Below are 21,581 nucleotides of genomic sequence, written 5' to 3'. Positions count from 1 at the left end.
ACGATTAAACACCACCTCAAGTTATTTTAGTCGTAATAAGTTGGCCAGCTTCATTAATGGTAACTTTCCATTTCACTCCACTAGCAGTCTTCATAATTATACCTTTACTTGCCTCTATTTCAATATCTCCAAACATTCTTCCGCCAGTTGTCGCTAACCAAGCACTCCCATTTTCCATAGAAGATCTTGCAAAGATACGATTAATTCGAAAACGTTTATGATCTTGAGAATAACCACTTAATGTAATTCTAACTTTATATAACTGACTGGCCTTCATATTCGATATAATTGTATCGCCAACATTTAATGGAACATCCAACGCGATAACCCAACTTCCAGTTGCACTTAATGCATATTCAATTTTAATTTTCTTTGGGCTCTCTCCCCATCCAAAATACATTCCAAAACAATTTAACATTTGTATTGGTTTTTTCGTAAAATCCATTTCAATTACAACTGGATTACTACCTGGAACGTCAATATAGTTTACACTTTGTTCATCTATTAAATTAAGGCAATTTGTGAGATTTCCCCCGTACGGCACTTTTCCACTTACTTGCTTAACGTTATATTTCTGCTGAGCATTTACTAAAATATCATCTTGATTTCCTATTAAATGAGGTCTATTTAACGTCAAAGGTAACTGAATTCGTAGGGATTCTTCATAAGTAGACTTACAAACATTGTACTGTCCTTTATCTACAATAGTTGTCGAAAGCAGATTTGAAAAAAGGTAGTTACGATGAGAATTGGAAGAAAATTCAATAACAATTTGTTCACTACTCATCCGGTACGTATCCCAGATCATACAATCAAATGTATTATACGCACCTGAACAACGAATTACTTTTTCCGTTTGTTGTCTACATTGCACTTGAATATCATGAAACGTATTTCCTGAACTTTCATTTGGCAAATCACTATTTCCATCTACTTCAATCCCATACACACATCCATCAATAAATATAGATTGAAATACATTGGCGTTAATCCAGCAAGGTGTATTGATATCATTTATATATTCTGTCTTCAAATGTATTGCAGTTTGAAAGTTTTTAATTTGAATAAATTTAACTTGAAAGAAACTAATAAAATCCCATGCCTTTTGACAATAAAAATGTATAGCTTTTCCTTTATACGATGGAGTTGTATTTATTATATTTATATTTGATATAACAGATTGATTAGGTACTTCGATTTGTTGTGAACCAGAAACATAAATAACAGCAGATTGAAACAATGGATTTATAACTTGAAGAGTACCACCAACTATCGAAGCGTTACTTTGTAGCTCAAATGCATTAAAATCCCCATCAATTTGCAGTGTTACGGTAGGATCCAACTCTAATCTTACGTTTGATTTAATAACAATCGGCTTTACAATTTTGTACGTATTTACCCCTGTAATTCTAACCGTCGAAATTCGATTCGCTACACAATAATCAATAGCTTGCTGAATTGCTAATGAGCTATCATTTCCCGAGTTTGGAACTGCGCCAAAACAATCAATATGAACGCTACTTTCTGGCGCACAATCTTCTTGGGATGAAATATATTCTGACAAAATAAATTCACTCCTCATATTACCTTTTTCATATAATATGTGAGTTGTCTCTTAAAAGTTTCTATAATAAAAAAAACAAACGACCTACTCGGTCATTTGTTTAATTCATATATATTTTTCGTTTCCTCTATCATTTTAGTTAACGAGAAATATCTCATTGCTTTCTCTCGTGCTTTCAATCTAATAGCAGTTACCTTTTCTTCATTCCCTTGTAGTTCCTCAAGCGCACTTGCGAATTCGGATTCGCAATATTCAGATATCAAAACACCTGACTCTCCATCTATTACCGCTTCATGTATTCCACCAACATCTATTGAAACAATTGGTGTCCCTGTAGCCATCGCTTCAATTACTACCATTGGAAACACTTCACGAAAAGATAATAAAAGTAAGGCGTCCATATTCCCTATAAACTCATGCGGCTCTGAAATATTCCCTAGCATCTTCACCCTTTGCTGCAATCCATATTTTTCTATTTCTTTCATAATCGATTCTTTCTCTGGTCCATCACCAGCAATATAAAACATAAAATCATTTCTCTTTTTCAACACATTTGCAATTTTGACAAATAGTTGATGGTTTTTCTCTTTGGATAATCTAGCTAATATCCCTATTTTATATGTAGATTCTTTCTTTTTCTGCTGGAATAAAAACTTTTCAATATCAACACCGTTATAAATTGTATTTATTTTTTCTTCTGCTACATGAATTGAAATTAAATTGTTCTTTTCAAACTCACTTACTGTAATAATATTGTTCACATATTTATTCATGAAATACCAAAAAAGCGTTGGCATTTTCTTTTCTAATATCGTTACATTGTGTTTCGTATAAACAATTTTCATCTTTTTTTTAATAAACTTTTGAAGTAGAAAAGCATATAATACCATTCGCAAACTATTTGCATGAATAAGTTCTATCTTTCGTTTACAAATTTCGTTTCGTAAATAATAAATATTTCTCAAATGATTCCATCGACTAAGTAATATAAAATTTTCTTTTCTAGTAAGGGATTCATATAGTTCTCCATCACCTGCAGCTGTATAAATCTTAAAATCCTCATAACGCAAATTATTTTCTAATTTACAGAAATAATTTTCGGCTCCGCCAGTTATCAATTTATCTGTCATCAACAGTATGTTCATAATTGCGTCTTCCCAACTACATTGATTTTATTTTTTTTATAAGCATGATAAGCATACTTACTAAAATAGTAAAAGCTTTGCACTGCATTAAGACTTTTTTGGTCCCTTAATAATTTCCAATACCGAAAAGCTGCTCTAACTTTATTTCTCGAAACAGAATTTGCTACAATTCGATACTTCGCTAATACTTGCTGTATCCCTTTTGCTTCATGCCCTTCATGTAATAAGTTCAGCCATAACGCTGTATCTTCCGGCTGTACACTAGGCATTTCGACATACGGAATTTTTTCACGATCAATCATCACCGTTAAACACCCGATAATTGTATTTCCTACTAAATAATGATAATCAACAGATTTTGGTACACTCACTTCGCGATTTAATTCATTACCATTTTCATCAATTAAACTATACGACGCATATGAAAAAGCAATATTCATTTCTTCCATAAATAACAATTGTGTCTTCAATTTATGCGGCAACCATATATCATCACTATCTAAAAAGGCAATGTACCTTCCTCTTGCCTCTCGAATCGCTAAATTCCGAGCTTTAGCAGCACCAACATTTTCTTTTAATGATAATAACCTAATACGTGAGTCTCCTTCTATTATCTCTTTAATTTTTGCGGCAGATTGGTCGGTTGAACAGTCATCAACGATAATCATTTCCCAGTTTTCATACGATTGATTCTGTACAGATAAAATTGTCTCACCTATAAATCGTCTACTATTATAAGAAGGTGTTATTACAGAAACATGAGGCGCCTTATTATGTGCTGATAGACATTTTACCATCTATCTTTCCCCTTCCTTCATATATTGAAATATACTTCACAACAACTGCTAAAAATAAAAAGAACGCTTCGTTAATAATGAGTGACAATGACATCATCTGAAATAAAAATGCAATCATAGTCAATAGAAGGTATGGTTTTTCACGAAACAAAGTATGCTGCGCTAACTTGAACATTAATATGAATAAAAACGCACTATATAGAAGAAAACCAATTGTACCCGACTCAGACAAAATTTCTAAAAATGTATTGTGTACATATAATTTTTCATTAAATTGATACTCATAATAATTCGAGAAGTTAAACGCACCAATTCCGATATATGGATTGGATAAATAATATTTAAAAGCAGCTTCCCATAATGTAAATCTACCACTTCCATTATCATGGGAAAAATCAGAAATTCGTTTATTTAATATGTCATCTAATTGGCCCCCCATTACACTATTCGATAAACTAAAAATAACTACACTAAACAATACTAAACTTATAATTATTTTTATTTTTTTGGCGAAACTAGACATACATATATATACAAAAACGACAAGCACAAGCGCTAGTATACCACCCCTTGAAAAGGTTAATAAACTCGTCGTAACACATAAAATTAACCCTAGAATGTTAGTAATATTTTGTAAATTCGTCATATAGTACATAAAAAATATTGTATTATAGAAAATAAAGATGTTAGGATCATCTAGCAATCCAATTAACCGTGGATATCCTCTATCAACTAATAAACCAGCAAAAATTTCTCTCTCTTCTCCACCGTATAAACTAAAGTATTGTAAACCGATTATATAGAGTATTAGACTTACAACATTAAATACTACTCCTACATAAGCAATAGATGATTCAAGTACCACTATTTCAGTATTCCCCAATAAATTTCTCATTATAAAATAGCATCCTAAAACGAGTAGCACGCCAAAAATCATACGAATACTAGCATTTAAATACATAGAAAGAATTCCGCTTAAACAATAAATGAAATAAAACAGTAAAAATATAACTTCATGAAAATATAACTTTTGAATATGAAAGTCTTTAATTGTTAAACAAAAATATATGACTAAAAAAATCATATATATCTTCAATGAAAATCCAATATATAAATTGTATTTACTTAACATGACAAATAATATTAGAAGAATAATCCATCCCATTGATACTTTCATATTATTTTCCATAGGCTATATCCCCTGTTTCGTAATATAATCCTTTTTGCGTATTTTTCTTATAAAAGAAAGAAGAAGTTTTTTTAGCTCATAATCATATAGGAATATGGCAGCTAGTACAATTAGTATATTAAGAACAAGCGCAATTAAATGATATGTATGCAATATATATTGCACTCCAATAAAGGTTACACCAAAATAAATTGTATACGGTATTACAATTTGGTATACAATTTTTTTCTTCACTACACTTACCGCTATATATCCCAATAAAGCGACTATTTCAAATAAAACCATAGCGTATGCCGCTCCTATCACTCCACCAAGACTACTAAAGCTATAAAGCATAACCCCACCGATCACCAATGCTACACACTGCACAACAGTTCTCTTATTTTGACATCCACTCGTCGTTAAACCGTCAGCAATAGCAATATTTAAACTTTGTAGCACAATAAGAAATGATAATATTCGGAGTGGTTCTACTGCATTGCTCCATTCCTCATGAAAAAATATAGAAATAAAGTATGGTGCTAAATGATATAAACCGATCGTCATACATATTCCTACAATCGCCATTGATTTAATTTGAAGCAAATTTAATTTCGTATGCTCTTCTAAATTATTCTGGTTATAATGCTTAAAGAGCACCGGAAAAAACGCACCTGCAATTACCCCTGGTACCTGATATAAAGCTGCCGGCATCCGGTACGCCACTGCAAAAACACCTACCATACTTAATGGCAATGTATAGTTGAGCAAGATAGGTGCTAATTGTGGCGTACTCATTATTAAAAAACCGCTAATAATAAAGGGAGTTAATTGCCAAAATAACGCTTTATGAATTACGACTTTCATATTCATTTTCGTCTTTCTTCTCATGATATATATACTAAATAAACCACCGATCATATACCCAAAAGCATATAAACGAGCCGTTACATACACCGGTAACTCTCCGAAAATACAAAAACATGTAATTATAATGACAACTGATGCTGATACAACTTTTATGAGCGCTATATACTTCATACGTTCCGTCAGTTGAAAATAGGCAATCCCTATGTTTTGCCAAGTTAATCCTATTAACATGAAAAACATTACGTTTATCATCATATAAATTAAATTTTTATCCGCATACATATAATGAATAGCAATATAACCGATGATAGAAATAAAAATAAGTAGAATCATCCTTATTTTTATATACGATGATAAAATCTGCTCTAAATCTGCTCCATCCTTTGCCCCTTCTCGAAGAAACGTATTACTAAGTCCTAAGTCTGTAAAGAATAACATAACAAACGTCACTGCTATGGCAACACTAAACATCCCATAATGTTGTGCGTTAAAAAAGTTTGCTAAAACAATTAAACTGACGGCCTGAAGAAGGTTAGCTAAAATTGTACTATAAAATAGATGGATAATATTGTTTAGAATAGATCTACCCATACAAGTTCTCCTTTGCAAGTAACCTACTTACATATGTTGTTTGTTTACATATTTATCTTGCACCATTACCGTTCAATACAATTAAAACGGTTTTACATAAAATACGGATGTCCATCCGAAATGTTTTCATTTCAATATACTCCATGTCAAGCCTCAACTTTTCCTTTGGATCAAGATTATACCCTCCATTTATTTGTGCCCATCCTGTTAATCCTGGTTTTACTATTAAACGTTCCTTAAATTCTGGAATATACGCATCAAATTCATTATAAAAAAACTCTCTCTCTGGTCTAGGACCTACAAAAGACATATCTCCTCTTAAAATATTTAAAAGTTGTGGTAATTCATCAATTCTCGTTTTTCTTATAAACAATCCAACTTTTGTAATTCTTGAATCATGTTCTTTTGCCCATTGTGGGCCATTTATTTCAGCATCCTTTACCATTGATCTTAATTTAAATACATTAAACTTCTTCCCGTTTATACCTAAACGTTCTTGAAAGTAAATTGGAGCCCCTGATGTTTCTAAAGTAATCATAATACAAAAGAACAACATAATTGGTATCGTTAATAGTAACAATATGAATGAAAATATAATATCAAACAAGCGTTTTACACTTCGATTCAATATGCTAGGCTTTTCTTGAGCCGGAATCGTATACAACTTGGCTTGATTTGTTTCACGAATCATGGATCGTTACCCCCACATTCAAGAATATAAAATTATACCTATTAATTCACATTCTTTCCTATTTATATCCGCTATTACTTTTTGCACTGTACGTAGTGAATCTTTTCGCTTTTTAACTGCTAAGACCACTCCATCGCATTTCTCTGCAATAATGTGCGTAGCAGGAAGATCAAATACTTCAGAAGAATAAAAGAAAATGTAATCAAAATCTTCTTTCCACTTAGCAATCGCATTATCAAATTCATCCATAGCAACTAAGGGCGTCCCTGTGTGTACTGTTTTTTTTGCAGGAATACAATATAAGTATTTAGACAAATTACTAGAAAAAGATTCATAATTGTAGGGGGAAGAGCTTATTATATCGTTTACTGTTATCATGTGATCACTTTGTAATAATACATGTAATTTAGGGTCAGAAAAATTCACATCAATAAGTAACACCTTTTTCTTCATTTCCGCAAACACTAGACCCATATTTACTATAAGCAAGGCAACAACCCCTCTGTCCTTCGTTGAACTAACTGTGAACAGTTGTTTTCCAGATTTTTTCAGATCGTGATACACCGTATAAAACTGCTCTTTCATCAGATCATCATGCAGATCGAATGGCAGCTGTTTCTTTGTCCTAAACATCGACATGTTCACCTCGATATATAGATGATTGTTTATCAACCTCTGTAGGTTTCTTTTTTCTATTCGGTTTCATATTTATGTGACCAATAACAGAGACTGTTGTTATTTTCTCTAAATCTTGTTCCGTGTATATACGTTCATCAAAATAATCTTGAAATACAGCTAAACCTATCCCAACAAAAAAACTAACAATTAAGGAAATAGGAATGATCAGTTGAAATTTTGGAAACAATTTTTCAGCCTGTTCCTGTAACTCAGGATCCGTCAACACTTTCACACCTTGTACATTTGTGTACTGTTGAAAACTTTGTTGTGATTGCTCTGCCAATGTCTTTACAATGTCTTTCACGACTTTCGGATTGGAATCTTTTACTGTAACAGTTACAATTTGTGAGTTGTCCATATTCACCACCGAAATTTTTTGTGCTAATTCATAACTTGATTGCTCTAATCCCAAAGTTTTTTTGACTGTTGAAATAATTAATGGGCTTTTTAAAATATCAACATACGATGTTACTAGCTGCTTATTTTCTTGTGTTTTATTTGTTGAATTTTCCTTATTAAACTCATCTAAATTCCCAACAAGAATTTGCATTGAATATTGATATGACGGCTTTAAAACATACATAGAGATAAGAACTAAAGAAGCGGTTAAACAACACATCGTTAAAATAATCGTTACGAATCTTCTTTTCAATAATTGTTGAAAATCTTTTATACTCATTTCTTGCTTCAATTATTTCACCGCCCTTTTCTGAATAACATCCTGCAAGTCACTCTTTACAGATAACCCTCTCTTCTTTCTATCCACTTGTTTTGTTACATAGTTTCCGACTCTGAATGCAAATTTTTCTACATATATATACGAAAGTATTGCAAATATAAACGAAAAAATAAGAGAAAAAATTAAAATAATAGGCAACGGTAATATTTCATGGAGCATGTATATAAGGGAAAACAACGATATAATATGGTATAAATAAAGACTGTAAGAAATCTTCCCTAAATATAACAAGTATTTATTGCGTAGCAAGGACGACAAAGTTGATATTGACAAGCTTAATATGACAAATAGACTTGCACTTATCGCCACTACGTAGTCTCGAAATATAAAATTATTGAGCACTTTTATTTCTCCAATAAGCCCTTCATACATAAAAAGTAAACTCGCAAATAAAAACCATGCAATTTTCTTGTTTTTAGTACAATTACTATAAAAAACTATTAAATTATTTTTATACTTCGCAACTAGTGCTCCTAGTAAAAACAGCACCGTGTAATGCAATGTTAATGCATAGCTTGTTAATGTTAAGCCCGAGCGAAACAAAAATAATATTACGACAGAACATATACTAAAACTAAACAATAATAGTAATGAACACCTTAACGTTTTTCGTAAGCAAATCATCAAAATTAACGGGAAAATTATTGATATTCGCATTTCATGGACAAGTGACCAAATCACACCGTTATATGCATCTGTATTATATTTCCCAACCAATAAAATATGTTGTGCGATTAAGCTTGAAGAACTTTCAATCGTCCATGAGCGATTAAACCATTCACTTAAATAAGAAATACCATATTCACTAATTGTAATCTGGCATACAATAGCTATAATTATTGCCACAATATAAGGAATATATATTCTGCATATACGTTTTAAAAGGTATGACCCATAGCTACTATAGTTTTTTTGAATAGATTCATACAAAACAAATCCGCTCAAAACAAAAAAGATAATAACTGATTCGTTACCACTACTAAAAATTAGACGAGCAGGCGTTTCTTTTAATAGATACACAACAAATGGTTTATTATCTTCATAACTGTAATTTTGAAATGCTGAAAAAATCATTAAATGATGACCGATCATTACTATTAATGAAGAAATCCCTCTTATAGAATCCAATTCCTCGTATCTCTTCATCTTTTTGCATCAACTCCTAATGAAATGATAATAATCATTTCAAAGCGACATCTTTATTCATATTCCTCTCCTTTCTTTTCATTCCAATTTTTCATATTAAAATGATTTTATAGTATAAATTTGAGTGTATTGTAACATTTTTTGTAATATTATGAATAGCGAATCTCAAAAATTGGTATATACCAATTTCAACCTCGAAAAATGAGTAATATTGATAGAAAAACGCTATAAAAATATCTTGCAAATTTACATAAATTAAAGAGATGAATAGCGTTTTTTCAATATAAAATAAAAAAGATAGCCTGCATAGGCTATCTTTTTTATTTTATTTAATTACTAGCACCACTATATGCTACATGTCGTTTCTCAATTCTCTCTTCAATTTCCTTCATATTTTCTTTATTATTTAATAGTGATTGTTTATTTTCAATTAATAATTGTTTAAAAGATTTTCTCACTTTTTTTCTCATTTTCATTGTCCTCCTTGGGGGATGATTTATATAAAAGATAAAGAATTATCTGTGTGTTCTTATAATAATTGATTGTTGTGAATTCTATTTGAACTTCATATGAAAATTCCGTTTATTTTCTGACAACTTTGTGAACACGAAAAAAAAGACTATCTAAAACTATGTTGAAATTAATTTACTTCATTATAAAAATTACTATTTTCATCAACTTTTATCATTATATCTTGTCGAAACATTTATATATTAAAAATTGAGTTCGACATAATTTTATTTACTATCATACTGTTTACAAAAACAAAAAGAAGGTGTCACCAAGTCAAAGTTCGACATATGCAACATCCCTCTTTCCAAACTATTTATAGCATATTTATTAATATTTCAGGTCTTCCCCAATTCATTTCTTCACAAACAAATCTAAGTTTTTCTTCATCCATTGTGTGTAACCCTTCTTCTAGTGAACATGAAATTGGAACTTCACAGTGAATTTCGGCTAATTGTAACGAAATATTTAAGTTCTCTAAATCACTTTCAATCTTCGTACGCTGCGCTTTTGTTAATGATTCTACATTTTCTAGTACAGCGGATACTGTTCCGTGCTCTTGAATAAGCTTATACGCTGTTTTTTCACCGATACCTTTTACACCTGGATAATTATCACTTGTATCTCCCATGAAAGCTTTTGCATGGACGATTTGCCACGGCTCTACACCTTTTTCTTCCATGATTTTCTCCGGTGTGTAATATTCGTAATTTCCAATTCCTTTACGCAGAAGCATAACTGTAACGTTCTTATCAACAAGTTGAAGTAAGTCCGTATCACCTGTTAAAATATAAACTTCAGCTTCATTGCAGTATTGTTTTGCAAGCGTACCGATACAATCATCCGCTTCGTAGCCTTTCATACCGATAACTGGAATGGATAATTTCGCAGTCATTTCTTGCACTAAATCGAATTGAGGAATTAATTCTTCTGGTGGCGCTGCACGATTTGCTTTATAATTCGAGAACGATTCTGTTCTAAATGTCGTACTTCCCATATCCCAGCATGTAACGATATGTGTTGGTTCGATCGCTTGCGTAGCTGTTAATAAGTGTTTCATATAACCATGAATCCCGTTCGTAGGGGTTCCATCTTGTCGTTTCATAAATTGTCCGTAGACACTTGTTGCGTAAAAAGCACGAAATAATAGTGCCATACCATCAACTAATAATACTTTTTTCATAATTCCTCTCCTATTAAAAAAATAATAACCTTACGTTATCACGTAAGGTTATATAAATAGATTACCATTCTACGTTTTTGCTCAACTTTGTCTATTATACATTGTTTTTGTATATTTAGCACCATTAACACATTAAGACGTTCTACTACAACAAGTATGCAATATGCCTGAATACGTATTTTTTCCAGTAGAAACAACGACAGCCTTTGCATTTCCACTAACGATATGTGAACCTTTAAAACATACATTTTCAAGCTCAAGTGGATTATAATCTTTCATCCGTTTTAATGGAATAAATCGTTTACGTTCAAGGTGATAGCAGCTTTCAAACTTCTCTATATTCGCTTCGTTTCCCGTTAACACAGACTCATTCACTAATAAATCATCTGCATAAATAATACGTACATCAGCCGGCACAGCATCTCCAGCCGAAAGAAAAATTATATCTCCAGGTACAAGTTCTTGCACTGGTATCTCCATCATTTTCAGTTCACTATTTAGCCCTGTACTACTAGAACATTCTACTCTAGATACAGTAATCGTTTCACGTTGTAATTCATCACACACACGTTGTTTTGAAAAACCTGGAATCATGCCACCAAGCTTCATCATTACTTCTGCGAGAAGTGCTCTTTTTGAAGTTAGTTCATTTCGGCCATATACTTGAATACGTTTTTGTGCCTCTTTCATTGATAGTCCGTCTCTTGTTGTTTTAAAATATGCAAATACAGATTTTACATCTCTTGTTGCAATTTCAATTAATAAATCTTTATTTTTTTGGAGCATTGTTTGTTCTTTTATTGATTTTTTACTTAGTTTATATGACGTGTTACCCACAGTTTTGTTTGCATATAACATATTATCGTCTCCTCCTTTACAACATAGGAAGAAACGCTTTGTTTCTCAATTTATCCACTTTACTGTGAAAGTGTCTCGCGTTTTATAAACGCTACATTATGATAAATATAGAGGGAGGAACAAATCGTTTCCTGCCTACATCATATATTTTTGATTTGAAGTATATGGGTAACGGAACCGAGTCAGAATTTGACATGCTCCTCACCTCCTCGTTTAATTTTATAGTTTATACTATGAAATTACTCATAGCTTGGTAACAAAAAAGGCCCCTACCCTTAAGAGAGTAGCGGCCATTACATACACAAATAAACGATTTCTAATATAATTAGAAATCTACGGACCTCTCCCTCACCGAGTTTTAGCACTGTATAGCATAGGTACATTACCAGCTACGTTAAGAAAAACCTTAATTCGATCATTCCTGTTGACCCATTGGCGTCTCTCGACATTTTTGGGCAGTAGCATTTCTCTATACAGGAGCCTCACCTAACAGAGACTTATTTTCATTACATTGAAAATGTTACTCTTATTTAAAATAGATGTCAACCGTAGCCTATAATTTTTTCAAAAGGTATGGCAAACTAACATATATAAAGTGAAACTTTAATCAGCCCTCACCAATCGGGCTTTTACGGGATAAAATAAAAAACTTTACGTTTAAACGTAAAGTTTTTAATAAGTTATACAACCAGCAATTACAATCCCAATTGAAATTGATAAAAACATAAGAAAAAGACCGACTGCTTGATTATCTTCTTCGAGACTTTTGTTTATATTAAAGCGTGGTGTAAGCCACTCAGCTAAATAAAAGACGATAATTTGAGCCAAAATCCCAACTGCTCCCCACGAAATCATATCAAGAAGTGAAATTGAATTAGCTGCTGTCGAATATAAAACAACAGCTAACCCAAGTAATCGTCCTCCAAGCACATAGCTTACCGCCTTATTTCCTTGGGCCATTAACTTAAATTCCTTTACTTTCGTTGTCACTTCCATCAAGAACAGACCTATACATAAAAGGCCGAGTGTTACTACTAAATATAATAAAAAATTAATCATTTTTTCCCCTCCTTTTTATACCTACCGGTAAATAGTACGATTCATTTCCTGTAATCTTTTCTCCCGCACGAATACCGATACTACTCGCTTTTCCAGCAATTAAAAACGAACCAAACACATATGACAGTTTCTCGATCCCTTTTTCTGTTTCCAAGGATACGACTGGCAGTTCGATATACTTTTGAAATATCGGCAGTGACGCTTTATATGTTTGGTGTGCATTTTGAAGCATAATATTTTCGTCTTTATCGCGAATCGTAATTGTATCTCCTTCTCTCCCAAATGAAGGTTTTTGAACGAAAGAACCTTTTCCTAAAAATAAATCTGGTTCTAAATATGTAGGTAACATATATTCTTTAATCCACTGTTGTTCCTCATTTGTATAAAAGGCCTCTTCTTCTGCTAACCCCCAAATAAGACACTGAATTGATTTTGGCTGAAGTAAAAATGCTGACAAAGGATTTATTATAAAAAGCTTTCCGGCTTTTACAAGTTGTAATAATTCCACACCTACCAAATCTCCTGTTTCAGGATCTTGATCCTCAATTAAATCTTCTATCGGATATGTTTGGCGATATAAAACATCAATCTTCGCCCCATCTTTATCGACTAGAGCATCCTTTGTAATTCTAAGTTCTGACATTGGCACTACTTTATTTTCAACATGGCATAGCTGACTTAAATACATAGTGGTATTCCAATCCTCGATATGTTCATGATGTGCTGTAAAAACAACATTTGGATTATCTAATCCCTTTGTCGCTTCCATTACTGCTTTCGTTACACCAGAAGATAGCAATCGTTCTTGATCCGAGTTTGGATCATCATAGCCTAGATTTCCACATACTTTCCCATTCATTTGAAAGCATTCCATAATAAAAGTTGGTGTATCACTATTAAACTCAAGCATTTTGATTTGGTTATCCTCTGTTACGGCAAAATCAAATCGCGAAATTACAGATTCAGGATAAAGCCCTTTCATTCTAATGAATGATAAGCTCGCAGGAGGAAAACCAAGCTCAAGAAGCTGTTCGTCACTTAAATTTCGCAAAAGTCTAGCAGTCTTAAAAAATATTTTACCCATTCGTTCAGTCGCTAAGTGTACTTGTTCCAAAGTCTGATTTGTTATAGAAAAAACATGAAACAAACTATACTCACATTCATATAAATCCGACCAAAAATTCGGATATTTTAAATAAAATTCTTTTCTATCCCTTATGTATTGCGACATATTTTAGCCCCCAAATCCTCCCTTTGAACCGCTTCCAATTCCACCTTTAAATTCAGCAGACGATTGATACGATTTAAACGCCGATGAATTTTTAAAAGTGGATTTATTTTGATAGTATCGTCCACCATAGAAGTAATGCCCACGATAACCTGAACTACTATCATCACACTGCCATACCCCAAGTTCATCATCCCAATCCCAATCAGAACAACTATTATCATTCGGTTTTGGGGGAAGATCTTGTGCGCAACCAAATAAAGTGCCAGTCATTAAAGACGTTACGACACCACCTACTAGCCATTTCGTTTTTGTCACCTTCGCACTCCCCTTTTTAAATTCTATTCCTATTATATAGGATGGCATGATAAAGTAGAAGAAAAAGGAAGAAGAGGGATTAAATGCGCTTAGAATATCGACTTAATGATGAAACGAAAGGGTATCCTGCTTTATGGAACTACGCCAATATTTCTAATTCTGAAATTATCGCACGCATGACTTGTGAATATTTTATTAAAGAGAAAAATACTTATGTTGTTACTGCAACTTCGGTTGATCCAGACGGAACAGCAGTTATTTATATTCAAAAAGAAGTTTTCACAAATGACCCTTCAGACCCTACATACTCCTACATCGGTTTTGAAATTAGAGAACTAAGTGAAACGAGTTCAAACATAGTAGATAGTCAAGATGTATGGAACTATGAAGAAATTTTACCATCTCTTCATTCAGATATTATATATATTCAGCGAGACGGCATGTCTATGGAGTTCTCCTTAGATTCAAGAGAGATTGATGAAGACAGAAAGTGCTACATTTATTACGGAAACTTCACAGGTGAATCAAGATAATATTGATATATCTATGCAACAAAAAAACCTTACGTATAAAACGTAAGGTTTTTATATAGCCCCACATATGCCGTTCTCTCTAGATGTCCATAAACCTGCTCTCACAGGTGGATGCTCTCACAAATGTTTGTAACTTCCTTCTTAAAAAGATGGCATGTTAGCTACATTTAAATATTGAACTTCCATATTAAACTTATTGGTTTAAGACATGCATAAGCTACGTACACCGTAGGAATTTTATATAAGGTTAGTTGAAATAAGACCCCCGCACGTGCCGCTCCTCGTAAATGTCCAAAAACCCGCTACTCGCAGGTGGATGCCCTCACAGTTACCGTACATCTTCCTCCACAAAGAAGGCTTGATGATGGTCGCTAAATATTGAGCTTCCGTATAACTAACATCGGTTTTAGACATAAATAAGTTACGCACACCGCAGGATGTATTATTTACTTGTCGTTATATTATCACATTGTTTCTAATGTGTAAAATACAAAGTTTTTCGAGCAATCTCTTGCTTGTGACCTTATTTTAATACAAATTATTTTTGCATGCAAGTGATTAATCTTCTTCTTTTGCAATTTGATTTTCTGGATAAGAAATCCAATCACTCCAGCTACCTGCATACAATTTTACATTTTGGAATCCAGCTAATTTTAATGCAACGATATTTGGGCACGCTGTAACACCAGAACCACAATATACAATTGTTTCCTTATCTTTCGAAAGATTTTGGAAGCGTTCTTGTTGCCCAGCTCCATTCTTAAATTGTCCTGATTGCAACATTCCATCCTTCCAAAAATGGTTTACCGCTGTCGGAATATGACCTGCTTTATGATCGACAAGTTCCTCGACACCAGCATAACGCTTTGGCTCTCTAGAATCAATTAATGTAACATCCGCACCTGCACGGATATTCTCTCTGACCGTTTCCATCGTTACAAGCATATGATCTTGTATGTTAGCTTTGAATGTTTTTCGTATAACAACAGGAATTTCCGTTGTTGTCGGTAGTCCATTCTCTTTCCAAGCCGGGAAACCACCATCTAATATATATACTTTCTCATGTCCTACATAGTTACATAACCACCATAAACGAGCAGCATTTGCACCGGCTTGACTGTCATACGCAATTACTGTCGTATGTTCATCAATACCAGCCTCCGAAAGCTTGTCTGCAAACTCCTCAATATTTGGTAAAGGATGGCGGCCACCATGTTCTGCTATAGGACTTGATAAATCTAAATTCAAATCAAAATATAACGCATGAGGAATATGTCCTTCTTCATACTTTTCTCTACCCCAATTAGGATTCGCTAAATCAAAACGACAATCGATTATACGGACATTCTCATCTTCTATATGCTCACGTAACCATTCGACTGTAACTATCATCTTTAACGACCTTCTTTCTCTTTCAAACGACTTACATACTCCATAACCATTTCTTCTGTAACATATTTACGCTGCAAGGTAATACCATTTTTTGCAAGATCATTAATTTGCTTCGTTACAACATTAATGACATCAACCGAAAATTCTTTCCCATTTGACGCAAGAGATACGGCAGCTTCAATAGCTGCTTCACGCTGTGCATCTAATTGTAAACATGCTTTTACACTTTCATTTTGTTTACGAGAATGTGCTGTAATTGCTTTATGTACTTCCATCTTCTCTTCCCCCTAAATAGTTATACGTTTTTATTCAATTCCATTGCAAGCCGGATCATATCACGACATACAATCCCATTTTCAATAATCTCTTCTTCATAATGCTTCGAAAAGTAATCAAAATCAATAGAAAAAATACGAAATCCACATTTTTGATATAAAGCAAGTTGTGAAACACTAGAATTGCCTGTACCAACTTCAAGTTTTGACATACCATATCCTTTAGCAGTTTCTACAGCATGCCTTAATAGCTTCTTCCCAATCCCTTTTCCTTGTAAATGCTCTGCAACCGCAATATTCATGATTTCCATCGTCTTTGGCCTTGTTTCCAAAAGAACATATACACCGATAACGCTCCCCCCCTGCTTAGCTACGTATGTTAATCCTCTTTGTACATATGTAGCTATTTGCCGTTCACTTGGATCAGCAAGTAGCAATAAAGACTTCGGTATAGCCTCTTTTGGAATACGTTCTATTACAACAGACATAAAAAATTCCCCCTTCTCTATTGTTCTAAACCCTCCTTGTCTACCATAAGTAATAGAAAGGAGGGATTCACCATGGACAACAATGAGAAAAAATGCAACGTCATCTCTATTGATGGAAAGAAGAAGAAAAGCGACACGTATTCCTATCCAAAATTAGTAGTTGAAAACAAAACATATGAATTTTCTTCATTCGTCTTATGCGGTGAAACACCAGATGGCAGACGACTCGTTCTTACTCATATGATTTCTACCGATGAATTTGCTGGATTTGTAAAATCTTTAGATACTGTACTGCAAAAGAAAATTGAACGAATCTTTTTCTCCTAACGACTATATAACATAAATTTCTTTTTCAATCTCTACTAACTGCTTTTGCAATTGTTCTTTACTTTGTTCATATAGAGATACATCAATCGTTTCAGCCAATGCAAACAATATACTTTCATAATAGTTCATCACATCTTGCTGCATCACTTTTTGGAATAAGTTCCACTTCATATCCCACTCTTGCTTATAATGATGAACAAATAAATCTTTTTCATCAGCTACATAGTTTGATACGAACGGTTCTAATACAGATTTAGCGTCTTCTTGCATAAAAGCTTTGTCATTCTTTTCAAAAAAGCTTTTCTCATTTTTAAAATGTGCCAGTGCTTTTTTGAAATCTTTTATTTCAACTGAAGGGAACGGTTCTTTATGTGTAATATCTTTATATTCATACTCCACTGTTCCATTCATAGAAATTGATTCATTTTCTACTTTACAGTTCACTACAATTTCGTCCTTTGCACGCTTCATCGCTTCGTCTATCCATTTTTCAAGGCGTAATGATGTCGCACGCATTTCTTGCAATAAATCATGCTGAATAAATGCTACTAAATCCATAACACACTGTTGCAATTGTGTTTTCACATTTCCATCCGTTCGAAGTGACGCCGGATTAATAAATTCAGTAAACACATCGTTATAGCGTAGGAATAGACGCTGTTGCACGTAATAAAGCAACTCTTTCACTTCATTTTGCATCGCCTGTTCTTCAGCAAGTACACTATATGATGAAATGATATGAAGTAGTTGATCACGCTCTGCTTCATATTTTTTCGTTTGCTTCTCTTTCTCTTCATTCCCCTGTTTTGCACCCTTTATCATGTTTACTAAAAGCTGATCTGCCCCTTGCAAAGCACCATATAGAGCATGCACAGAAACAAGCATTAAATCTCTCATCATAAAGGACGTAAATGATTCCTCAAACTTCGTAATCCCAGAGTTTTGTAAAATACCATACTTCTCTTTTTCAACATTCTTTCCTTGTTTCTCTTCAAGCGCACATAAACTTGAAATTGCAAATAAACGCGGATTTCTAATACCGTATTGCAGCAGCTGATCTGCGATATAACCTTTTACCATTTCAAGTTCTTCTTCAGACTCTGCTAAATCCGCCGCATTAATTAAGAAGAACATTTTATCAAGGGCAAAAGTATCCTTTACACGACCAAGCTGAATTAAAAATTCACGGTCAGCACGAGAGAATACATGGTTATAATATGTTACAAATAAAATAGCATCTGCGTTTTTAATATACTGGAATGCAACATCCGTATGGCGAGCATTAATAGAATCCGCTCCAGGTGTGTCTACAAGCGCTACTCCCTGCCTTGTTAAAGCACAATCATAATAAAGTTCCATATACTCAACGAAGCATGATTTCTCTTCATTCGCTACATAATCAGAGAACTCTTCTAATGTAACTTGTACTTGTTCTCCTAAATAAGTAGAAACTGCATCATACCCTTTTTGTACCGCTCGTAAAAAGCTAAATGTTGTTTTTTGCTTCCCAGTTGGTGAAGGATATTTCATAATTTTATCAATTTGTGCTAACGCTTCATCTAACGTAGCAATCTCATAATGAAACAGCTTATAAACAGCTTTCATATCTTCTACTAACGCTTGCTTTGATTTAAACTGAACAATTACTGTTCCGTGTGGTTTTTTCTCTGTAACCGGCAAAATTTGATTAATCGTTGCCGTCGTCGGGTTTGGTGATACAGGAAGTACTTTCTCACCGAGTAAGGCATTGGCAAATGATGATTTTCCAGCACTAAATGCCCCGAATAACGCTACTGTAAATTGTTTTGTTTCCACACGTCTTCTTTTCTCTATTACCTCTTGCTGTACATGTTTCAGCGCAGGCAATGGCTCTAATATCGTTTCAGCTTTTTTCACTTTCTCTAATATCCGCTGAATATTTAAAGCCGCCGTTCCTTTCAGCTCTTCTTCATGAACCGCTACGTTATTGTTTACGATTTCCTGCTCTTGTAGTGTAAATTTCTCACTAACAATTTGCTTTTCCCTTTGCAATATCTCATCTATTTGCAACCCTTCAGGCGTAGCAACATGATCGTGCCAAACATTTCGTAAATGGTCTTCATATGCCTCCAAATTGTTACTGTATTGTAATTGTGTTTCTTTCGCCGTTTGCAACATCGTATATGTTTCAATCTCTTCTTCAATACAAGCAACTGCTTCCCTTACCTTTTGCTTTAAAACGACCGCACTTTTATCAAAAATTTGCTGTGCTTTTATAAAATAACGTTTCTTCAGTTCATTCGCTACATCCGCTGTATAAAGAAGTAAGTAATCACCTGTGAAACCTGCACCTTGTTTAATTACTTCGGCCAACATTTCTGGTCCGAAAGCAATTTCTAACCCATATATGTCTTTCCCAACTTCCTCCGTGAACAATCCTTCTTCTTTTAAGAAGGCTACAATAAATTCCTTCACATGAAAATCAAGCTGCGTTTCAACAATTTTTTGAAGGGCAGAATAAAACACCTCTACACGTCTTTGTTTTTCTTGCTCCGTCTTTCCTTTCGAAAATAGCAAACCGACCTTAAATTTTGTTAATTTCGTTTCTAAATATGCATTTGCCAATTCTCTCATTTCAAATGGCATTAAATAAGCGTTATCTAATATAGCTTGTAAACCTTTTATAAATTCGTTTCTCACATGAGATTCTTTACTTGCCTCACGATTTTTCGCTTCCGTTAACTCTTCCTTCTTTTCAACTACCTCTGAAATAGAAAGTGGTGATGCTAACTCTTCCTCATATTTCAAAAGAGCTTTTTCATTTTCAGAAAAAATAAACGAGAAATGTTCCCCCATTAAATATTCTGTTTCTCGCTCCATTCCAGTCCTTACATACTGCTCTTTTTCTTTCATAATAGAAGTAATTAACGCTTCTAAGCTTCTAATTTCATTATGTGGATGGTTCATCATTCGTAATGACGTATAATAAACACCATCTACTTCAATATCCCAGTTAGAGAATGATTGTTTTACACTATCTTTATAATTCTCAAACGATAATTCATTTTCTTTATGTTTATCTATTTGATTTACAACGAGATAAACCGTTTTATTACGTTGTTTCAATTCTTTAACAAATTGTAAATTCACTTCCGATTGGACGTGATTATAATCCATCATATAAAAAATGACATCTGCCAGATGAAGTGTCGACTCTGTCGCTAATTGATGGGCATCATCTGTTGAATCAATCCCTGGTGTATCAACTAACATAACCCCTTCAGGAATTGGCGCGTCGTTTCGATAAATATGAACACCAATTACTTCATCGCCGTCTTTACAAATTTGTTTTAATTCTTCTGCTGAATATGCACCGTCATATTCGTACTGCTCTCCAGATTTAACCGTTACAACAACACGATCCATTCCTTTTTCAATTTTGACAACGTTAGCGCTTGTCGGAATTGGACTTGTCGGTAACAACTGCGCTTTATATAGATGATTCATCATCGTTGATTTCCCTGCAGAGAAGTGACCGCAGAACGCTATCATAAGCTGTTCTTGTTTATATTTTTGAATTACCTCAAACAACTTTAAACTATTCTCTGCATCGCCGTGTTTTTGCCACTCTTCATAAAAACAAACAAGTTTTTTCATACCGTTTGTCTGTACTATGTTTGTCATCCCCTTGTTCCCCTTTATCCAAGATGTATATACTTTTCCCCGCTATTTGCGAGTTCATAACCAGTGAGAGTTACACCTACCCATTGATTACAGTTTCACTTTACTATCATACTAAATTTTCAGCATATTCTCATTAAAAATAAAAAATCCCTTTCATTCTTTTTACAAATGAAAGGGATTTTATGTCATATCACTCATTTTGCTGTTCCTACTCCATTTAAAACATACTTCGCAATAACTGCATATACAGCGACTGTACCTGCTACTAATGCATATACCATACTTACGCACCAACCTTTTTTGATAATGATTATCACTTTTGAATACAGTTTATCATTAAAGAGAATCATTATCAACA

The 21,581-nt window shown here is 33.5% G+C and carries 22 protein-coding genes, 2 other RNA genes and 1 riboswitch; of the genes, 2 read left to right on the top strand and 22 right to left on the bottom strand.

Annotated elements, in window-relative coordinates; all coding sequences use genetic code 11:
* Positions 1-16 precede the first annotated feature (16 nt).
* The 15 genes from MR168_RS03685 to MR168_RS03615 all read right to left on the bottom strand — a co-directional run bounded on the left by MR168_RS03685 (position 17) and on the right by MR168_RS03615 (position 14,545).
* A complete protein-coding gene (locus MR168_RS03685; protein ID WP_242291191.1) occupies positions 17-1,564 on the bottom strand; it encodes a glycoside hydrolase family protein in 1,548 nt (515 codons plus the stop codon).
* A 92-nt stretch (positions 1,565-1,656) separates the two neighbouring features.
* Positions 1,657-2,709 (bottom strand): glycosyltransferase family 4 protein, encoded by a 1,053-nt coding sequence (locus MR168_RS03680; RefSeq protein WP_242291190.1) that lies wholly within the window; start codon positions 2,707-2,709, stop codon positions 1,657-1,659.
* Entirely contained in the window at positions 2,706-3,506 is an 801-nt protein-coding gene (locus MR168_RS03675) for a glycosyltransferase family 2 protein (RefSeq protein ID WP_000237694.1), read from the bottom strand. The genes MR168_RS03680 and MR168_RS03675 overlap by 4 nt, the downstream gene beginning before the upstream one ends.
* A complete protein-coding gene (locus MR168_RS03670; RefSeq protein ID WP_000429875.1) occupies positions 3,481-4,695 on the bottom strand; it encodes an O-antigen ligase family protein in 1,215 nt (404 codons plus the stop codon). The genes MR168_RS03675 and MR168_RS03670 overlap by 26 nt, the downstream gene beginning before the upstream one ends.
* Positions 4,696-4,698: 3 nt before the next feature.
* Complete coding sequence (locus MR168_RS03665; protein WP_242291189.1) at positions 4,699-6,135, bottom strand: oligosaccharide flippase family protein; 1,437 nt, start codon at positions 6,133-6,135, stop codon at positions 4,699-4,701.
* A 52-nt stretch (positions 6,136-6,187) separates the two neighbouring features.
* Positions 6,188-6,826, bottom strand: coding sequence for a sugar transferase (locus MR168_RS03660; RefSeq protein ID WP_016122197.1), 639 nt, complete (start codon positions 6,824-6,826; stop codon positions 6,188-6,190).
* 18 nt (positions 6,827-6,844) lie between these two features.
* Positions 6,845-7,465 carry a CpsD/CapB family tyrosine-protein kinase gene (locus tag MR168_RS03655; protein WP_016122196.1) on the bottom strand — a complete coding sequence of 207 codons (621 nt, stop codon included), beginning with the start codon at positions 7,463-7,465 and terminating at the stop codon, positions 6,845-6,847.
* Positions 7,452-8,195, bottom strand: coding sequence for a YveK family protein (locus MR168_RS03650; RefSeq protein ID WP_016122195.1), 744 nt, complete (start codon positions 8,193-8,195; stop codon positions 7,452-7,454). Before MR168_RS03650 ends, MR168_RS03655 begins: the two co-directional genes overlap by 14 nt.
* On the bottom strand, positions 8,196-9,389 hold the full coding sequence (locus tag MR168_RS03645) for an acyltransferase family protein (protein WP_242291188.1): 1,194 nt from the start codon (positions 9,387-9,389) through the stop codon (positions 8,196-8,198).
* A gap of 329 nt (positions 9,390-9,718) precedes the next feature.
* Entirely contained in the window at positions 9,719-9,859 is a 141-nt protein-coding gene (locus tag MR168_RS03640; RefSeq protein ID WP_001228048.1) for an FbpB family small basic protein, read from the bottom strand.
* Positions 9,860-10,215: 356 nt separating this feature from the next.
* On the bottom strand, positions 10,216-11,082 hold the full coding sequence (locus MR168_RS03635; RefSeq protein ID WP_000757067.1) for a 5'-3' exonuclease: 867 nt from the start codon (positions 11,080-11,082) through the stop codon (positions 10,216-10,218).
* 132 nt (positions 11,083-11,214) lie between these two features.
* Positions 11,215-11,940 (bottom strand): P-type ATPase actuator domain-containing protein, encoded by a 726-nt coding sequence (locus tag MR168_RS03630; protein ID WP_000964947.1) that lies wholly within the window; start codon positions 11,938-11,940, stop codon positions 11,215-11,217.
* Between the two features lie 335 nt (positions 11,941-12,275).
* Positions 12,276-12,441: riboswitch (M-box (ykoK) riboswitch) on the bottom strand.
* Between the two features lie 171 nt (positions 12,442-12,612).
* A complete protein-coding gene (locus tag MR168_RS03625; RefSeq protein ID WP_000606868.1) occupies positions 12,613-12,999 on the bottom strand; it encodes a DUF350 domain-containing protein in 387 nt (128 codons plus the stop codon).
* Positions 12,992-14,230, bottom strand: a complete 1,239-nt coding sequence (locus MR168_RS03620; protein ID WP_000084947.1) for a glutathionylspermidine synthase family protein — start codon at positions 14,228-14,230, stop codon at positions 12,992-12,994. Before MR168_RS03620 ends, MR168_RS03625 begins: the two co-directional genes overlap by 8 nt.
* A gap of 3 nt (positions 14,231-14,233) precedes the next feature.
* Positions 14,234-14,545 (bottom strand): hypothetical protein, encoded by a 312-nt coding sequence (locus tag MR168_RS03615; RefSeq protein ID WP_000169030.1) that lies wholly within the window; start codon positions 14,543-14,545, stop codon positions 14,234-14,236.
* A gap of 83 nt (positions 14,546-14,628) precedes the next feature.
* Here MR168_RS03615 and MR168_RS03610 point away from each other — a divergent pair, with 83 nt between their 5' ends.
* Positions 14,629-15,078, top strand: coding sequence for a hypothetical protein (locus MR168_RS03610; protein ID WP_001235526.1), 450 nt, complete (start codon positions 14,629-14,631; stop codon positions 15,076-15,078).
* 54 nt (positions 15,079-15,132) lie between these two features.
* Here the strand turns inward: MR168_RS03610 and ssrS (MR168_RS03605) are convergent.
* The 5 genes from ssrS (MR168_RS03605) to MR168_RS03585 all read right to left on the bottom strand — a co-directional run bounded on the left by ssrS (MR168_RS03605) (position 15,133) and on the right by MR168_RS03585 (position 17,233).
* Positions 15,133-15,316: non-coding RNA, 6S RNA (gene ssrS, locus MR168_RS03605), on the bottom strand.
* A 21-nt stretch (positions 15,317-15,337) separates the two neighbouring features.
* Positions 15,338-15,520, bottom strand: a non-coding RNA gene (gene ssrS, locus MR168_RS03600) — 6S RNA.
* Between the two features lie 116 nt (positions 15,521-15,636).
* A complete protein-coding gene (locus MR168_RS03595) occupies positions 15,637-16,470 on the bottom strand; it encodes a sulfurtransferase (RefSeq protein WP_000637559.1) in 834 nt (277 codons plus the stop codon).
* Between the two features lie 2 nt (positions 16,471-16,472).
* Positions 16,473-16,745 (bottom strand): YpbS family protein, encoded by a 273-nt coding sequence (locus tag MR168_RS03590; protein ID WP_000451814.1) that lies wholly within the window; start codon positions 16,743-16,745, stop codon positions 16,473-16,475.
* Between the two features lie 20 nt (positions 16,746-16,765).
* Positions 16,766-17,233: a GNAT family N-acetyltransferase gene (locus MR168_RS03585; protein WP_000117689.1), complete on the bottom strand. Its 468-nt coding sequence runs from the start codon at positions 17,231-17,233 to the stop codon at positions 16,766-16,768.
* Between the two features lie 72 nt (positions 17,234-17,305).
* Here MR168_RS03585 and MR168_RS03580 point away from each other — a divergent pair, with 72 nt between their 5' ends.
* Positions 17,306-17,560 (top strand): DUF3931 domain-containing protein, encoded by a 255-nt coding sequence (locus tag MR168_RS03580; RefSeq protein WP_000369740.1) that lies wholly within the window; start codon positions 17,306-17,308, stop codon positions 17,558-17,560.
* 3 nt (positions 17,561-17,563) lie between these two features.
* Here MR168_RS03580 and MR168_RS03575 read toward each other — a convergent pair whose 3' ends face one another.
* Positions 17,564-21,223, bottom strand: coding sequence for a dynamin family protein (locus MR168_RS03575; protein WP_086411587.1), 3,660 nt, complete (start codon positions 21,221-21,223; stop codon positions 17,564-17,566).
* Between the two features lie 194 nt (positions 21,224-21,417).
* The gene (locus tag MR168_RS33295) at positions 21,418-21,540 is read right to left on the bottom strand and encodes a hypothetical protein (RefSeq protein ID WP_257148772.1); all 123 of its coding nucleotides are present in this window, start codon (positions 21,538-21,540) and stop codon (positions 21,418-21,420) included.
* Between the last annotated feature and the right edge of the window lie 41 nt (positions 21,541-21,581).

This window comes from Bacillus cereus group sp. BfR-BA-01356, assembly GCF_022663635.1.
Taxonomy (GTDB): Bacteria; Bacillota; Bacilli; order Bacillales; family Bacillaceae_G; genus Bacillus_A; species Bacillus_A cereus.
Note: the sequence above shows the minus strand (reverse complement) of the source record. Positions and strands in the feature narration are given on the sequence as shown.

Excerpts from the sequence above, each read along its gene's own strand:
- MR168_RS03680 (WP_242291190.1), bottom strand. The coding sequence starts at position 2,709 with ATGAACATACTGTTGATGACAGATAAATTGATAACTGGCGGAGCCGAA.
- MR168_RS03675 (WP_000237694.1), bottom strand. The coding sequence starts at position 3,506 with ATGGTAAAATGTCTATCAGCACATAATAAGGCGCCTCATGTTTCTGTA.
- MR168_RS03670 (WP_000429875.1), bottom strand. The coding sequence starts at position 4,695 with ATGGAAAATAATATGAAAGTATCAATGGGATGGATTATTCTTCTAATA.
- MR168_RS03665 (WP_242291189.1), bottom strand. The coding sequence starts at position 6,135 with ATGGGTAGATCTATTCTAAACAATATTATCCATCTATTTTATAGTACA.
- MR168_RS03660 (WP_016122197.1), bottom strand. The coding sequence starts at position 6,826 with ATGATTCGTGAAACAAATCAAGCCAAGTTGTATACGATTCCGGCTCAA.
- MR168_RS03655 (WP_016122196.1), bottom strand. The coding sequence starts at position 7,465 with ATGTCGATGTTTAGGACAAAGAAACAGCTGCCATTCGATCTGCATGAT.
- MR168_RS03645 (WP_242291188.1), bottom strand. The coding sequence starts at position 9,389 with ATGAAGAGATACGAGGAATTGGATTCTATAAGAGGGATTTCTTCATTA.
- MR168_RS03640 (WP_001228048.1), bottom strand. The coding sequence starts at position 9,859 with ATGAGAAAAAAAGTGAGAAAATCTTTTAAACAATTATTAATTGAAAAT.
- MR168_RS03635 (WP_000757067.1), bottom strand. The coding sequence starts at position 11,082 with ATGAAAAAAGTATTATTAGTTGATGGTATGGCACTATTATTTCGTGCT.
- MR168_RS03630 (WP_000964947.1), bottom strand. The coding sequence starts at position 11,940 with ATGTTATATGCAAACAAAACTGTGGGTAACACGTCATATAAACTAAGT.
- MR168_RS03625 (WP_000606868.1), bottom strand. The coding sequence starts at position 12,999 with ATGATTAATTTTTTATTATATTTAGTAGTAACACTCGGCCTTTTATGT.
- MR168_RS03620 (WP_000084947.1), bottom strand. The coding sequence starts at position 14,230 with ATGTCGCAATACATAAGGGATAGAAAAGAATTTTATTTAAAATATCCG.
- MR168_RS03610 (WP_001235526.1), top strand. The coding sequence starts at position 14,629 with ATGCGCTTAGAATATCGACTTAATGATGAAACGAAAGGGTATCCTGCT.
- MR168_RS03595 (WP_000637559.1), bottom strand. The coding sequence starts at position 16,470 with ATGATAGTTACAGTCGAATGGTTACGTGAGCATATAGAAGATGAGAAT.
- MR168_RS03590 (WP_000451814.1), bottom strand. The coding sequence starts at position 16,745 with ATGGAAGTACATAAAGCAATTACAGCACATTCTCGTAAACAAAATGAA.
- MR168_RS03585 (WP_000117689.1), bottom strand. The coding sequence starts at position 17,233 with ATGTCTGTTGTAATAGAACGTATTCCAAAAGAGGCTATACCGAAGTCT.
- MR168_RS03580 (WP_000369740.1), top strand. The coding sequence starts at position 17,306 with ATGGACAACAATGAGAAAAAATGCAACGTCATCTCTATTGATGGAAAG.
- MR168_RS03575 (WP_086411587.1), bottom strand. The coding sequence starts at position 21,223 with ATGACAAACATAGTACAGACAAACGGTATGAAAAAACTTGTTTGTTTT.